We start from the raw sequence: 15271 nt of genomic DNA, 5'->3' as shown, positions 1-15271 counted from the left end.
TGCATAGGGAATAGAACTAAGGCCGGTGCCGGTTCAACGGACACGTGCGCCAACCGAACTTGTCAGCTGACTGTCCGAAGGTGGCGCAACGACGCCACGCAACGCCAACCGACCTCGCCGGGCGGCGCTGATGCGACAAGGTCCACTCGCCGGCCGGTACCCCGCGGTGGCCACCATGGTCACCTTGGCCCTGATCCCCTACCTGGCATTGTCAGCGGCCGTCGACCCGCTGGTGCCGATCATCTCCGAGCAACTGCACCTGTCGGCACAGGCCATGAGCCTGGGCTCGGGGCTGGGCAATGCGGCGTACGCGGTAGGCACGGTGCTGGCAGTCCAGTTCGCCCAGCACCTGCCGCAACGCCGGATGCTGCTGGCCTACGCAGTGGTGCTGGTGGTGGGCTCGGTGCTGACGGCGTCCGCGCTCAACGGGGCGATGTTCATCTGCGGGCACATCTTGCAAGGGCTGGCCACCAGCATGCTGCTGATCGCCGCGGCACCACCGCTGACCATCGGCTTCCCCAGGGACAAGCTTCGCAACACCGCCGTGATCATGAACATGTGCGTGTTCGGCGCGGTAGCGCTCGGCCCGTTCATCGGTGGCGTGCAGGCCGAGGCCCACGCCTGGCGGCCGTTGTTCTGGATCGTCGCGATGATCGCGCTGCTGGCCCTGGTGATGGCCGCCCTGACATTCGAGGACGCTCCGCCCGCTGATCTCGACGCCCCGCGCGACCTACGGGCGATCGGTCTGGCGTCCGTCGGCTGCGCCGCCGCCTTCATCGGGGCGTCCCAACTGACCAGCCACGCCTTCACCGACCCCGCAGTGATCGTGCCGATGCTCGGTGGCCTGGCGCTGATCGTGGTGCTCATCGTCTACCAGTTCAAGGCTCCTCGCCCCCTGCTGACTGTCCGCACCATGCTCACCAGTGCGATCCCCGTCGCCGGAGTGGGCGTCGCACTGTTCGCGGCGGCGGCCTCGGTGGCGGCGACGGCGCTGACGGCCGAAGTCTTCATGCAGACCTACAGTCCCGTGCGGGTCGGCCTGCTGTATCTGCCGGAACTGGCCGGCGCCATCGTGATGGCCTTCGTGTTCGGTGCCGTCATCACCAGACGGTCGATGCACTACCTGCCGCTGGTCGGTATGGGACTGCTGGCCGCCGGGATCGTGGTGTTCCGGTTCGCCCTTCCGGCCAATCAGCCGCTGGCGCTGCTCGCCTCGGCGCTGACCGGGCTGGTGTTGGGCGCCACAGTCGCGCCCGCCCTGTTCGTCGCCGGTTTCTCGCTGCAGTCCAACAGCCTTCAGCGCGTGTTCGCGATCATCGAGTTGTTGCGCGCGGTGGCCGCCTTCATGGTGGCGCCGATCTTCGCCCACTTCGCGGCCACCGCGGCGGGCGGTCTCACCGCGGGCGCCGGTGACGCGCTGTGGGTCGGGTTCGGCCTGTCGGTCGGCGGCGCGGCCTTCGGGGTGGCCGTCTACGCGCTCAGTGGCGCTCGGCCGCAGCGGCCCGACCTGGACCTGTTCCTCGACGGTGAATCCCCGGCCTGGTACTCGCCGCCGCTGCTGGCGCGGCTGCGCCCCGGACTGCCCGCCCCGAACGTCCCGCCTGACGCTGCCCGTCCGGTCGTGCCGACCGCGCCGGGACCGAGTCCCGGCACCCCGGGGCCCGTGCTGTTCGCGTACGACGGAACGTCGCGCGGGGCGTCTGCCATCGAACATGCCGCGGCTGAACTCTCAGTCGAGCGTGACGCCCTGGTGGTGTGTGTCTGGCAACCCGTCGATGTCGGATTCACGCCGGTCGGCACCGCGCATTTCGACGCCGATCAGGCCACCGAGGTACGTCGGGCCGCTCAGCAGACAGCGGCTCACGGTGCGTCGCTGGCCACCCGGGCCGGCTTCTCGGCACAGGCGATAGCGGTCGAGGGGGCACCGATCTGGAAGGGCATCGTCGAGACCGCCCACGAGCACAACGCGAGCCTCATTGTGGTCGGCCCGCACCGCCGCGACGGCCTGCTGGGTCACCTGGAAGGCAGTGTGGCCGCGGCCGTCGTCGCGCATTCCACGACACCGGTCCTGGTCGTGCCCGAGCAGCACAACTGTCAGACGGTGTCCTGAACGTGCTTGCGCAGGTTGTCCCGCAGGGTGGACACACCGCGTTGCATGGTCCTGAGTTCGTCCAGTGACAGACCCGTCGCGGCCAGCAGGTCCATCTCCAGGGTCTGCGCGCGCAGCGCCCGCCCGGCGTCGGTGAGGCTGACGACCACCTGACGCTCGTCGCCGGGATCACGCTGCCGGATCACGTATCCCAGCGCTTCGAGCCTCTTCAGGATCGGAGTCAGCGTGTTGGACTCCAGGAACAGCTTCTCGCCCAGGCTGCCGACCGTCTGGTGGTCCTGTTCGGACAGCGCGACGATCGCGATGTACTGCGTGTAGGTGATCCCCTCTTTGTCCAGGATCGGCTTATAGGCCTTGCCGTACGCGAGGTTGGCCGAATAGATCGCGAAGCACAGAAAATCGGACAGTTGCGGAGCCTCGGGTGCCATGGTCAAAATTATATCGGATCCGATTTAATCGGACGGGATGAAATACGCGATCCCCCATGTTCATCTCTAACGCATCCACTTGGAGCCGACCATCCACTCGAAGGAGAACCCCGTGACCACCAGCCAGACCGGCAACGTCCTCTACACCGCCAAGACCCACACCACCGGCGGGCGCCAGGGCGAGGCCTACAGCTCCGACGGCAACCTCGACATCCAGCTCACCCCGCCCGGCGGCGACGGCTCCGGCACCAACCCGGAGCAGTTGTTCGCGGCCGGCTGGTCGGCATGCTTCCTGAGCGCCATGGGCCTGACCGCGGGTAAGCACAACGTGAAGCTGCCCGCCGAGACCGCGGTGGATGCCGAGGTGGACCTGGTCAACATAGACGGCGCGTTCTCGCTGCGGACCCGGCTGAAGGTGACCATCCCGGGAGTCGACCGGGAGACCGCCCAAGCGATCGCCGATGACGCACACCAGGTCTGCCCGTACTCGAACGCGACCCGCGGCAACATCGACGTCACCATCAGCGTCGCCTGACCCGGCAACGGCTCGAATGGCCACTTGTCGCACGCCTTTCACGCAACCGCGTGTCACAGGTGGCCACTCGGCGGGCATTCGCCCGGGGTTACTCCTTCAGATCCAGCACCGGCGTCGGCCGCTGGAAACCGCGGGTAACCCCGGCCAGCCACACGAATCCCACCGCCAGCCAACACAATCCCACGATCAAGGTGAACCCGGACAGACTCGTCCACAGCCACACGGTCAGCAGGAATCCGATCAGTGGCAGCACCAGGTTGGTGATCACCTGAACGCCTTGCCTTTCCCCGTTGTCCACGAAGTAGTGCTTGATCACCGAGAGGTTTACCGCCGAGAACGCCACCAGCGCACCAAAACTGATCAGTGAGGCCAGCGTGGTCAACGAGATCACGATGGCCAGCAATGACACCACCGACACGGCCAGGATCGCGTACACCGGGGTGGCGAAGCGCGCCGCGACGTAACCGAAGAACTGCCGCGGCAAGATGCCGTCGCGCCCCATCGCGTACAGGATGCGGGCCACCGAGGCCTGCGAGGTGATCGCCGACCCGAGCGCACCGGCGACATAGGCCGCGGTGAAGAAGGTCTGCAGGAACTGCCCGCCCGCGGTCAGCATCAGATCCAGGGACCCGGACTCGACATCGGAGAACTGATTGGACGGGAACACCAGCTGCCCGAGATAGGACAGCACGACAAAGATCACGCCTGACACCAGCGTGGCGATCATGATGGCCTGCGGCACAGACCGTTTGGGCTCTTTGGCCTCCTCGGACAGCGTCGACACCGCATCGAAACCCAGGAACGACAGGCACAGGATCGCCGCACCGGCCAGCACCGGGCTGAACCCCGTCTCGCTGCCGTCACCATGAATCGGCGCCATCAGGTCGAGGTTGCCCAGGCTCAACACCTTGGAGCAGGCCAACACCAGGAACGTCACGATGAAGATCGCCTGCACCGCGATGATGACGAAGTTCGCCCTGGCCACCGACACGATGCCGACGACATTGAGCACCGTCACCACGGCGATGGACAAGACGATGAAGACCCAGGCCGGGATCGCCGGCAGCGCGGCATTCAGATAGATCCCGATCACCAGGTAATTGATCATCGGCAAGAACAGATAGTCCAGCAGCAGGGACCATCCGGCGAGAAACCCGACCGGAGCACCGAAAGACTTCTGCGTGTACGTGTACGCCGAACCAGCGACCGGAAAGGCAACGGCCATCGCGGCATATGACCGCGCGGTGAAGACCATGGCGGCCAGCGTCACCAAGTACGCGACCGACAGCCGGCCGCCGGTGGTCTCGGTGACGATGCCGTAGGTGGTGAACACCGTGAGCGGCACCATGTAGACCAGACCGAAGAGCACCAACGATGGCAGCCCCAGGGCACGGCGCAGCCGCCCCTCGGTCATTTCAGCCACATCGGACATGCCAGTTCCTCTCATTCCGCGGCCGAATAGACCTGCGTGCCCTGCAGATAGGTGGCGCGCACCGTCACCGCCGGAAGCTCCGGCGGCGCGACATACCGTGGATCACGGTCCAACCAGACCAGATCAGCACTCGCGCCCGGCGCGATGCTGCCCCAATTCTCTTCCGCGAACGCCTGATACGCCACGGCAGTGGTGTAGGAGGACAGTGCGTGCTCGATCGGAAGGATCTCGTGCGGTGTCCAGCCGCCCGCCGGCTCTCCCTCCGCGGTGCACCGCGAGACAGCGACCGCGATACCGTCCAGCGGCGCGCCTGAGGACACCGGCCAGTCCGACCCGAATGCGAGCGCCGCACCGGAGTTCTCCAGCGTTCGCATCCGGTACTGCCGATCCGACCGCTGCGCCCCCAGCCGGGGAATCGTGAGCACCGTCATCAAGGCATCCAGTTGCGCCCACAGCGGCTGCATGTTCGGGATGACCCCGAGTTCGGCGAACCGGCCCAGATCGGCGTCGTCCACCAACTGCGCGTGCGCGATCACAGGCCGCCGATCCCGCGGACCATTGTGCCGGGCAACGTATTCGATGGCGTCGAGCGCCTGACGGACCGCGGCATCACCGATGGCGTGGATGTGGATCTGCAAGCCCAGATCATCGACTCGTCTGGCCGCTTCGGCCAGTGCGTTGCCCTCCCACAGCTGCATACCGTGTGAATGCAGGCCTGAGCAGTAGGGTTCCAGCAGCGCGCCGGTCTCGTTTTCGACCACGCCGTCGGCGAAGAACTTCACCGTCTGCGCGGTCAGCATCGGCGAGCCGGCGGCCTGGACCCGGTCCCGGGCAGCGGCGTATTGCGTCACCTGAGCGTCGAAGTGGCGCGGATCGGCATAGAACGCCAGGTTGAACCGCATGCGCAAGGCGCCCTGCCGAGCGGCCGCAAGGTAGGTGTCCAACTCGGCCGACTCGACCCAGGCGTCCTGAACCCAGGTCACGCCACGGGCCAGATAGTAGTCGGCGGCCGTGGCCAGTGCCGCGACGCGCACGGCCTCGTCCCGCGCCGGCATGACCGCGCCCATCAGATCGGTCGCACCCCACTCGCGCAGGGTGCCCAGCGGTGAGCCGTCCTCGCGGCGCGGAATCTCGCCGAGCGCCGGTTCCGGGGTGTCAGTGGTGATCCCGGCGCGTTGCAGCGCAGCCGAGTTGACCCACAACGTGTGGTAGTCCCAGGCGCGCAACACCACCGGCCGGTCCGGGACAGCGGCGTCGAGCCATCGGGCGTCGAACAACCCGCCGGGTGCGAGGCTGCCGTCATATGACGCGCCGATGATCCACTCCTGGTCGGGGTGAGAATCGGCGAATTCACCGACGACCGAGACGATCTCGTCGACCGATTGGCACGGGCGAACCGCCGGGCCTGCCGACTCCAAGCCACCGAACAACGGATGCGCATGACCATCCCCGAACGACGGCATCAAGAAGCCGCCTTCGAGGTCGACCTTGCGATCGGGCGCCGATGCCAACGCGTCGGCGCCCACGGCCTGCACGACCCCGTCGGCGATGAGCAGCGCATCCGTGGTCACCGTGGGCGTCCAGATGACACCGCCGTGGAAGAGCGTCCGGGCCTTGTCTGCCACGGGGAAGGAAGTCACGAACCGTTCCTCATCTACTTCTAAAGCGAATGGAATTCGTTTATTGTGTGACGCAGACCACCAGATGTAAAGCGGAGAGACGAAATCAAGGGGGGACCAACCCATGGGGCGTCCGTCGATACCGATCCTGTCACCGGACCGAATCGCCAGTGCAGCAATGGATCTCGTCAACACAACCGGCGGATTCACCGTCCCCGAACTGGCCCGCAAACTCAAGGTCAGCCCGTCGTCGCTCTACAACCACGTATCGGGGCGCGAGCACATCGTCGAACTGCTCCGCGAAAGGGCGATGTCAGAAGTCGAGCTGCCCGACATCGACACCGACCGGCAGTGGGCCGAGATCCTGGCCGACATCATGCGTTCGTACCGCGACAGCTTCGCCCGCTATCCGCGGCTGATTCCCCTGCTCACCGCCCATGCCGTCAACAGCAGCCAGGCGCTCAGGATGTACAACGCACTGGCCGTGACCCTGACCCGGGCCGGGTTCAACCCCACCGACACCCTGCGGATCATCACCCTCGTAGACAACTATGTGCTGGGATCCGCCCTCGACCTGACCGCACCCGACAGACCGTGGGAGGCCGGGGCCCCCGTCGGCCCGGAGTTGACCGCCGCGCTCGCCACCGGCGCACCCCGACCCGCGCGTGCCGACGATGCGTTCGAGTACGGGATGGCAGTGCTGCTGCGTGGACTGGAACGGACCTGATCGTCGAGGCTAACCGCCGCAGCGGTTGCGGAAATCGATCGCCGGCTGGCGGATCCCCGTCAGTTCAGCCCGGATCTGCGGCTTGTCCTCGAGATAAACCCGCACCGAATCGGCCATCTGCTCGTTCGACTGCCCCTTGAGGCTGGTGAAGAACGCGTTCACGTCGGGGTGAGTGAACAGGTATGCCGAGGTGCCCGCGCGGACGCCGGCCATCACCCCGGCCAGGTCGGCAGCGGTGCAGTTCGGTTCTTCTGCCGCGGCAACGGGCGCACCAATAGCCAAGAGCGACAGGCTGATTGCGCCGGCGGCGATCGCACGGGTGAACATAGTGGCTCCTAGATGACTCGAATAACTGGGCTACGGCTCAACGACGGCCCGGTCGCCAACCGCCACCGCCACCACCACCGTTGTCAGGCCGGTCCGGATCGAGGTTGATCTCCAAACCCCAGTCGCCGCAGTACCAGTCGTTGGCGCAGGGGTACGGGTAATAGGGCCCGGCCTTCGGCGGAGTGGGCCCCCCACCGCGGATGTCGCCCTGCGCGCACACCGTGGAACCGCCGGCGTCGACACAATCAGCGGCGGCGGCCGGCGCGGTGGCGATCGCGATCGGTACGGTCAGAGCAACCAGACCCAGTAACGCCGGACGCCGCATGCTCCGCATGACCACTCCTCAGTAGGTCCCCACGTGCCGAGAATAATCCCGAGGACGCCAAATATGCGGAATCGACAGTAATCGGTCCCGTTGCAGTGCGCACCTCGACGCGGGCCAACCGTTACCCTGGCTAAGTGCCGACAACCTGGTCACGGCGAGGGTTTTTCACGGTCACCGCAACGATGGCCCTGGTCGCCGCATGTAGCACGCAAAAGCCTGGCGAGGTCAGGAAGGACGGTTCGGTGACCGTCCGCCACCTCTTCGGCGACACCAACATCCCGGGTCCGCCGCAGCGCGTGATCAGCGCTGGGTTCACCGGACAGGATGACCTGCTGGCCCTCGGCTCCGTGCCGGTCGCCACGACGGAGTGGTTCGGCGACCAGCCGTACGCGGTCTGGCCCTGGGCCCAACCGAGACTCGGCGGCGCCCGGCCCACCGTGCTCAACCTGGCCGAAGGCATCCAGGTCGACGAGATCGAAGCCCTCAAGCCAGACCTGATCGTGGCCACCAACGCCGGTCTCGACGCCGACACCTACGCCAAGCTCTCCGAGATCGCCCCGACCCTCGCACAGTCCGGGTCCGACGCGTTCTTCGAACCGTGGCGCGACCAAGCCACCCTGATCGGCCAGGCACTGTTCCAGAACGACGCGATGACCGGGCTGATCGCCGGGGTGGACGACAAGTTCAAGACGGTGGCCACCAACAACCCGGGATTTGCCGGCAACAAGGCCCTGCTGCTCGGCGGCACATTGTTCCGCGACAGTGTGCAGGCACACACCGGATGGCGCACCGAATTTCTCACCCAGATGGGCTTCGCCGTGCCCCAGACCCCCACCCTGATCCCGCGTGCCGACATCGCCGCGACACTCGACGCCGCCGACGTCCTGATCTGGACCACCGAGAGCGATCAGGAGCGCGACGCCCTGCTGGCCGATCCGGCGATCGCCGAGCTGCGGGCCACAACCCGCAAGCGGCACGTTTTCACCCCCAAAGACCTGGCCGGCGCCATCGCGTTCGCGTCACCACTGTCCTACCCCGTGGTGGCCGACCAACTGCCGCCCCTGCTCCACCAGGCACTGACCTGACAAGATGACCGGGTGACAAGCACCCAGGAGACCCCCGAGCACCGCGGCACCGCCATCGTCGGCTCGGCCTACTATCCGGTGCTGGTCGCGGTCTTCACCGCACTGGTGATCATCTCCAACGTCACCGCCACCAAAGGGGTCGCGTTCGGGCCGATCATCACCGACGGCGGCTTCATCGTCTTCCCACTCACCTATGTGATCGGCGACGTGCTCTCCGAGGTGTACGGATTCAAGGCTGCCCGTCGCGCCATCTTCCTCGGATTCTCGATGAATGCCCTTGCCGCCCTGGCATTCTGGGTGACCATCTACCTTCCCGCTGCGGACTTCTACACCAATCAGGAACACTTCGAGAACGTCGTCGGCGCCTACACCCAGCTGATCGTGGCCGGCCTGGCCGGCTTCATCGTCGGACAGACCATCAATGCCTGGGTCGTGGTCGCAATCAAAGAACGGACCAAGGAAAAGCACCTGTGGGCCCGGCTGATCGGATCCACGTTCGCCGGCCAACTCGGCGACACCTTGGTCTTCTGCGCCATCGCGGCCGGGGCAATCGGCATCAGCACCTTCGGCGACTTCGTCACCTACACCGCGCTGGGCTGGGTCTACAAGACCGCGGTCGAGGTGATCATGCTGCCGATCACCTACCGGGTGATCGCCGCGATCAAGCGTCGTGAGCCCACATATCAGGTCGCCGTGTGAGGCTTCGATAAGGCACCTCTGGCAAGGTTCATAGAGCTGGAGCATTCTTAGCTACCGACGGGTAGCTTCAGGTCATGAGTGTGACATCAGAGGTGATGGACGCGGGACCGAGCCTGACCCCAGGCACCGCCCGCGACTACGGGGATCAGGCTCTGCTGCTCGAGTTCGACAGCACTGCCGATGTTTTGGCGTGGACCGCCACCCTCACGGCGGCCAAATTGCTAGGTGTGCTCGATATCGTGCCCGCCTCGCGCACGATCTTGATCAAGCTGGCCGACCCGCGCTACCAGGCGCCCACCCGGCAGCGGCTCAGCAAGCTGCGGCTGCAACCCGGATCGGCGCCCGTCCGCCCCACCGGCCAACCGGACGTCACCATCGACGTGGTCTACGACGGCGCCGACCTGGACGACGTCGCGGCCCTGACCGGGCTGACCCCGGCGCAGGTGATCGCGGCGCACACCGGCACCCCGTGGCAGGTCGGATTCATGGGCTTCGCCCCGGGATTCGCCTACCTCGTGGGCGGTGACGGGCGACTCCACGTGCCACGCCGGGCCGAGCCCCGCACCAGTGTCCCGGCCGGGGCGGTGGCGCTGGCCGGCGAGTTCAGCGGCATCTATCCGCGGCAGTCGCCCGGGGGCTGGCAGTTGATCGGGCGCACCGACGCGGTGCTGTTCGACGTTCATCGGGACGAACCCGCGCTGCTCACCCCGGGTACCTGGGTGCAGTTCCGGGCCATCGGCTAGTCGGCGAGGAGGACATCATGACCACATTGGAAGTGCTGCGCACCGGACCGCTGGCGCTGGTCGAGGATCTCGGCCGCCCGGGCATGGCCCACCTCGGCGTCACCCGATCGGGCGCCGCCGACCGTCGATCCCACACGCTGGCCAACCGACTGGTCGCCAACCCCGGCGAGCATGCCACGGTCGAGGTGATGTTCGGCGGGTTCTCGGCGCGGGTGGTCGGCGGTGACGTCACCGTCGCGGTCACCGGCGCCGACACCGACCCGTCCGTCAATGGAATTCCATTCGGCACCAACAGCATTCACCATGTCCACGAGGGTGAGGTGATCTCGCTGGGGGCGCCGCACTCAGGGCTGCGCAGCTACCTAGCGGTCCGCGGTGGCATCGCCATCGAACCCATACTGGGTTCACGGAGCTACGACGTGATGTCGGCGATCGGCCCGGCCCCGCTGCGGCCCGGCGACATCCTGCCGGTCGGCGAGCACACCGCCGACCTGCCCGAGACCGACCAGGCCCCGGTCGCCTCGATCAGCGACGACGTGCTGGAACTCAACGTAGTACCGGGCCCGCGCGACGACTGGTTCGTCGACCCCGACGTGCTGATCCGCACCAACTGGCTGGTGACCACCCACAGCGACCGGGTCGGGATGCGTCTGGTCGGCATGCCGCTGGACTACCGCTGGCCCGACCGCCAGCTGCCCAGCGAAGGCGCGACCCGAGGGGCAATCCAGATACCGCCCAACGGTTTTCCGGTGATCCTCGGTCCCGACCACCCGGTCACGGGCGGCTATCCGGTGATCGGTGTGGTGACCGACGAGGACATCGACAAGCTGGGCCAGGTCCGGCCCGGTCAGACCGTCCGACTGCGCTGGGCGCACCCCCGTAAGCCGTTCGAGGGTTAGTCGCAGGCGCCATTCCCGTCGTCGTTTTCTACGTCAGGGTTGCGATCCCGGGGCGCTCTGCCGATGCGCTGGGCGGCCCACAACGTGCAGACACCGGCGCACAGCGCTGGTAGAACATGGGTGTGCCCTTCCAGGATGTCAGCGCGCCGTCAGTCCGAGGCGGGATCCTGCACACCGCGCGTCTGGTCCACACCTCCGATCTCGACCACGAGACCCGCGAGGGTGCTCGGCGCATGGTCGTCGAGGCGTTCCGCAGCGTAACCAGTGACGACTCCAGCGGTGCCTTTACAGAAGCCGACTGGGAGCACGCCCTCGGCGGCATGCATGCGTTCATCTGCCATCACGGCGCCCTGATCGCCCACGCGGCCGTGGTCCAGCGGCGGCTGATCTATCGCGACACCGCGCTGCGCTGCGGTTACGTGGAAGCCGTGGCGGTGCGCGAGGATTGGCGCGGCCAGGGCCTGGCCACCGCCGTCATGGATGCCGTCGAGCAGGTACTGCGCGGCGCGTACCAACTCGGTGGGCTCAGCTCGACGGAGTCCGCCAGAGACATGTACGTGGCCCGTGGCTGGGTGCCCTGGCAGGGGCCGACGTCGGTGCTGACGCCTGCCGGCGTGACGCGCACGCCTGAGGACGACGGGTCGCTGTTCGTGCTGCCCACCGACCTGCCGGCCGGCATGGACCTGGACACCACCGCGGAGATCACCTGCGACTGGCGCAACGGGGACGTCTGGTAACCACCGAAAGCACAGGCTCACATCCCTGCATGTGAGCGGGTGAGCGGAATTTCACGGCCGGGTCATCGCCGGGAGCACCTCTGCAATAAACGCTTCCTACTTTTGCGCCATGCCCACTCTGCTGAAGTCGAATCGCATAGCCAATTGGGATCCCGAGGACACCGTGGCCTGGGAGGCCGGAAACAAATACATCGCGCGACGGAATCTGATCTGGTCGGTGTTCGCCGAGCACGTCGGCTTCTCCGTCTGGTCGATCTGGTCGGTCATGGTCCTGTTCATGCCCGAAGCCGTATACGGCTTCTCCGCCGGGGACAAGTTCCTGCTGGGTGCCACCGCCACCCTGGTAGGTGCCTGCCTGCGAATTCCCTACACGCTGGCCACCGCCACGTTCGGCGGTCGCAACTGGACAGTGTTCTCGGCCTTCGTGCTGTTGATCCCCACGGTGGGAACCATCGCGCTGCTGGCCAATCCGGGCCTGCCACTGTGGCCATATCTGATCTGCGCGGCCCTGGCCGGCTTCGGCGGTGGCAACTTCGCCTCGTCGATGACCAACATCAACGCCTTCTACCCGCAACGTCTCAAGGGCTGGGCGCTGGGCCTCAACGCCGGCGGCGGCAACATCGGCGTCCCGATGATCCAGCTGGTCGGTCTGCTGGTCATCGCCACCGCGGGTAACCGCGCCCCGTACTGGGTGTGCGCGGTCTACCTGGTGGCACTGGCCGTCGCCGGCATCGGCGCGGCGTTGTACATGGACAACCTCGAACAACACAAGATCGACCTGGGCGCGATGAAAGCCATTCTGTCAGAACGCGATACCTGGGTGATCTCGTTGCTCTACATCGGCACCTTCGGCTCGTTCATCGGGTTCTCGTTCGCCTTCGGCCAAGTGCTGCAGATCAACTTCGCCGCCGGCGGCCAGACCGCGGCGCAGGCCTCGTTGCACGCCGCACAGATCGCCTTCATCGGCCCGCTGCTGGGCTCGGTGTCCCGTGTGTACGGCGGCAAGCTCGCCGACCGCATCGGCGGCGGGCGGGTGACCCTCGCGGTGTTCGGCGGCATGATCCTGGCCGCCGGCCTGCTGGTCGCCATCAGCATGATCGACGATCACACCGCCGCTGCCGCGAACAGCCTCATGATGGCCGGCTACGTCATCGGATTCGTCGCCCTGTTCCTGCTCAGCGGCCTCGGCAACGGCTCGGTCTACAAGATGATCCCATCCATCTTCGAGGCCCGCAGCCACTCTCTGGACATGAGCGAAGACGACCGCCAGCACTGGTCGCGGTCGATGTCCGGTGCCCTGATCGGCTTCGCCGGCGCCATCGGCGCCCTGGGCGGATTCGGCATCAACATGGCGCTGCGGCAGTCCTACCTGTCCAGCGGATCGGCCACCGCCGCGTTCTGCATCTTCCTGGCCTTCTACGTGCTGGCCTCGGCATGCACCTGGTTCCGTTACGTCCGGCGCCCGGCTGCGACGGCAGTCACATCAGCCCCGGTAGACCGACACGCCTCGGCAATGGCCGGTTAATCACTTGGAAACAAGCGATGCCTCTACTGGACATATGAACGAGCCCGACTGGGCACCGCTCACCGGTTTTCGTGTGGCGGTGACCTCCGCCCGACGTGCCGATGAGCTGAGCGCACTGCTGACCAGGCGTGGCGCCACGGTGACCAGTGCGGCCGCCATCACGATGGTTCCGCTGCCCGACGACGAACAGTTGCGCGCCCACACCGCGTCGCTGATCGGCGTCCCACCGGACATCGTGGTGGCGACCACCGGTATCGGCTTTCGCGGCTGGTTCGCCGCGGCGGACGGCTGGGGGCTGGCCGCCGAGCTCACCGACGCCCTGAGCAACGCCCGCATCGTCTCCCGTGGCCCGAAGGCCACGGGGGCGTTGCGGGCCGCGGGCCTGCCCGAGGAATGGTCACCGGAATCGGAATCCTCCCGGGAAGTGTTGCGCTACCTCATCGAGCAGGGCGTCGCCGGACAGCGCATCGCCGTGCAACTCCACGGGGCCACCGACGAATGGGATCCGTTCCCCGAGTTTCTCGACGAGCTGCGCGCCGCGGGCGCCGAGGTGGTGCCGATCCGGGTGTACCGCTGGCATCCCGCGCCGCGGGACGGCGAGTTCGACCAGATGGTCGCCGGAATCGCCGAACGACGTTTTGACGCAGTCAGTTTCACCTCGGCGATGGCAGTGGCCTCGGTGCTGATGCGCGCCACCGAGATGGATATCGCCGACCGGGTGCTCGCTGCACTGCGCACCGACGTCCACGCCATGTGTGTCGGCCCGGTTACCGCACGACCACTGGTCCGGCTCGGTGTCCCGACCTCGGCACCGGAACGAATGCGGTTGGGCGCCTTGGCCCGTCACATCACCGATGAGCTGCCGCTGCTGCAGGCGCGGACCGTGCGGGTCGCCGGGCACACGCTCGAGATCCGGGGCACCTGCGTTCTGGTGGACGGCGCGGTCAAGTCGTTGTCCCCTGCCGGTATGGCGACCATCCGGGCCCTGGCACACCGTCCGGGCGCGGTGGTGTCCCGGTTCGATCTGCTGAGCGCATTGCCCGGCACCGGCACCGACACCCACGCCGTGGAGACCGCGGTGTTGAGGCTTCGTACTGCGTTGGGAGACAAGAGCATCGTGTCGACGGTCGTCAAACGGGGCTATCGGCTCGCTGTCGACGACGGCGAGATGGTGCGGGCACAATGAGCCTCGTTCTGGTCGCCCACGGAACCCGCAAGCCCGGCGGGGTGGCGATGATCGGCGATCTCGCCGCACGGGTGTCCGACGTACTGGGCCGGCCCGTGCACGTCTCGTTCGTCGACGTGGTGGGCCCGCCCCCGAGCGAGGTCCTCGCATCGTTGCCGACGGACTGCCCGGCGGTGGTGGTGCCGGCATTCCTGGCTGCCGGGTACCACGTCCGCGTCGACGTGCCCACCCATGTGGCGGCCAGCGGGCACCCGGCCGTCACCGTCACCGCGCCGCTGGGCCCATGTCAAGGGACGATCCGGGTGCTGGCCGATCGCCTCATCGAATCAGGCTGGCGTCCGGGCGATTCGGTGATATTGGCGGCAGCCGGCACCTCGGACCGCGGCGCGCAGTCCGACCTTCGTCGCACCGCGGCGCTGCTGTCAGCGGTGACCGGCGATCGCGTAGAAATGGCCTTCGCCGCGACCGGAGCGCCGAGCGTTGCCGAAGCCGTCGCCGCGCAACGCAGCCGCGGCCATCGCCGCATAGCTGTGGCGTCCTACCTGCTCGCCGACGGGCTTTTCCAGGACCGGCTGCGTGAATCCGGCGCCGACATCGTCAGTGAGCCACTCGGCACCCACCCCGGCATGGTGCGGCTGATTGCGAACCGGTTCCGCCGCGCCGGGGTGCTCAGTCTGCCGGCCGTGGCGTAAGCGGATCGACCGGGCGATGAGCGGCCCGGCACATCCCGCGAGCAGGAGCGCGCTGCCGGCGCCCGCCACCGAAAAGACCGCCGAACGCCGCGTGCCGACCATCGCCGAACATTGCTCGACGTAATCGCTGGCCATGAATCCCGGCCCGGCCAAGGTGTGCTGATCGAGGTTGAGCTGGTCCTGCTGGGCGGCGACGCGGTAG

The 15271-nt window shown here is 67.1% G+C and carries 16 protein-coding genes; 11 read left to right on the top strand and 5 right to left on the bottom strand.

What is annotated here, in order from left to right; translation table 11 throughout:
* The first annotated feature begins 130 nt into the window (after positions 1 to 130).
* Positions 131 to 2110: a universal stress protein gene (locus BKG60_RS06350; protein WP_075909400.1), complete on the top strand. Its 1980-nt coding sequence runs from the start codon at positions 131 to 133 to the stop codon at positions 2108 to 2110.
* Here BKG60_RS06350 and BKG60_RS06345 read toward each other — a convergent pair.
* Positions 2095 to 2538: a MarR family winged helix-turn-helix transcriptional regulator gene (locus tag BKG60_RS06345; protein ID WP_070945017.1), complete on the bottom strand. Its 444-nt coding sequence runs from the start codon at positions 2536 to 2538 to the stop codon at positions 2095 to 2097. The two genes, BKG60_RS06350 and BKG60_RS06345, sit on opposite strands and share 16 nt — an antisense overlap.
* Before the next feature lie 112 nt (positions 2539 to 2650).
* Between BKG60_RS06345 and BKG60_RS06340 the strand changes: the two genes are divergently transcribed.
* Positions 2651 to 3073: an organic hydroperoxide resistance protein gene (locus BKG60_RS06340; protein WP_070945018.1), complete on the top strand. Its 423-nt coding sequence runs from the start codon at positions 2651 to 2653 to the stop codon at positions 3071 to 3073.
* A gap of 88 nt (positions 3074 to 3161) precedes the next feature.
* On the opposite strand, the gene BKG60_RS06335 is transcribed toward BKG60_RS06340, so the two are convergent.
* Both BKG60_RS06335 and BKG60_RS06330 read right to left on the bottom strand, forming a co-directional pair.
* Positions 3162 to 4505 carry an APC family permease gene (locus tag BKG60_RS06335; RefSeq protein ID WP_070945019.1) on the bottom strand — a complete coding sequence of 448 codons (1344 nt, stop codon included), beginning with the start codon at positions 4503 to 4505 and terminating at the stop codon, positions 3162 to 3164.
* An 11-nt stretch (positions 4506 to 4516) separates the two neighbouring features.
* Positions 4517 to 6145 carry an amidohydrolase gene (locus BKG60_RS06330; RefSeq protein ID WP_239252212.1) on the bottom strand — a complete coding sequence of 543 codons (1629 nt, stop codon included), beginning with the start codon at positions 6143 to 6145 and terminating at the stop codon, positions 4517 to 4519.
* Between the two features lie 103 nt (positions 6146 to 6248).
* Here BKG60_RS06330 and BKG60_RS06325 point away from each other — a divergent pair, with 103 nt between their 5' ends.
* On the top strand, positions 6249 to 6851 hold the full coding sequence (locus tag BKG60_RS06325; RefSeq protein WP_070945021.1) for a TetR/AcrR family transcriptional regulator: 603 nt from the start codon (positions 6249 to 6251) through the stop codon (positions 6849 to 6851).
* Positions 6852 to 6860: 9 nt separating this feature from the next.
* Here the strand turns inward: BKG60_RS06325 and BKG60_RS06320 are convergent, their stop codons facing one another.
* The gene (locus BKG60_RS06320) at positions 6861 to 7178 is read right to left on the bottom strand and encodes a heme-binding protein (protein WP_070188141.1); all 318 of its coding nucleotides are present in this window, start codon (positions 7176 to 7178) and stop codon (positions 6861 to 6863) included.
* A 37-nt stretch (positions 7179 to 7215) separates the two neighbouring features.
* Entirely contained in the window at positions 7216 to 7512 is a 297-nt protein-coding gene (locus BKG60_RS06315) for a hypothetical protein (protein ID WP_070188155.1), read from the bottom strand.
* A 125-nt stretch (positions 7513 to 7637) separates the two neighbouring features.
* Between BKG60_RS06315 and BKG60_RS06310 the strand changes: the two genes are divergently transcribed.
* The 8 genes from BKG60_RS06310 to BKG60_RS06275 all read left to right on the top strand — a co-directional run bounded on the left by BKG60_RS06310 (position 7638) and on the right by BKG60_RS06275 (position 15069).
* Entirely contained in the window at positions 7638 to 8588 is a 951-nt protein-coding gene (locus BKG60_RS06310) for an ABC transporter substrate-binding protein (RefSeq protein WP_070945022.1), read from the top strand.
* Between the two features lie 12 nt (positions 8589 to 8600).
* On the top strand, positions 8601 to 9287 hold the full coding sequence (locus BKG60_RS06305; protein WP_070188143.1) for a queuosine precursor transporter: 687 nt from the start codon (positions 8601 to 8603) through the stop codon (positions 9285 to 9287).
* A gap of 74 nt (positions 9288 to 9361) precedes the next feature.
* Entirely contained in the window at positions 9362 to 10030 is a 669-nt protein-coding gene (locus BKG60_RS06300) for a 5-oxoprolinase subunit B family protein (RefSeq protein WP_070945023.1), read from the top strand.
* Positions 10031 to 10047: 17 nt separating this feature from the next.
* Positions 10048 to 10929, top strand: a complete 882-nt coding sequence (locus BKG60_RS06295) for a 5-oxoprolinase/urea amidolyase family protein (RefSeq protein ID WP_070945024.1) — start codon at positions 10048 to 10050, stop codon at positions 10927 to 10929.
* Between the two features lie 122 nt (positions 10930 to 11051).
* Entirely contained in the window at positions 11052 to 11666 is a 615-nt protein-coding gene (locus tag BKG60_RS06290; RefSeq protein ID WP_075909469.1) for a GNAT family N-acetyltransferase, read from the top strand.
* Positions 11667 to 11775: 109 nt separating this feature from the next.
* Positions 11776 to 13191, top strand: a complete 1416-nt coding sequence (locus BKG60_RS06285) for a nitrate/nitrite transporter (protein ID WP_070188147.1) — start codon at positions 11776 to 11778, stop codon at positions 13189 to 13191.
* A 34-nt stretch (positions 13192 to 13225) separates the two neighbouring features.
* A complete protein-coding gene (locus tag BKG60_RS06280) occupies positions 13226 to 14377 on the top strand; it encodes a uroporphyrinogen-III synthase (protein WP_070945026.1) in 1152 nt (383 codons plus the stop codon).
* Positions 14374 to 15069, top strand: a complete 696-nt coding sequence (locus BKG60_RS06275; RefSeq protein ID WP_070945027.1) for a sirohydrochlorin chelatase — start codon at positions 14374 to 14376, stop codon at positions 15067 to 15069. The genes BKG60_RS06280 and BKG60_RS06275 overlap by 4 nt, the downstream gene beginning before the upstream one ends.
* Positions 15070 to 15271: the final 202 nt, after the last annotated feature.

The organism is Mycobacterium syngnathidarum (assembly GCF_001942625.1).
Lineage (GTDB): Bacteria > Actinomycetota > Actinomycetes > Mycobacteriales > Mycobacteriaceae > Mycobacterium > Mycobacterium syngnathidarum.
The sequence above is the reverse complement of the archived record's forward strand: the minus strand, read 5'-3'. Positions and strand labels throughout refer to the sequence as shown.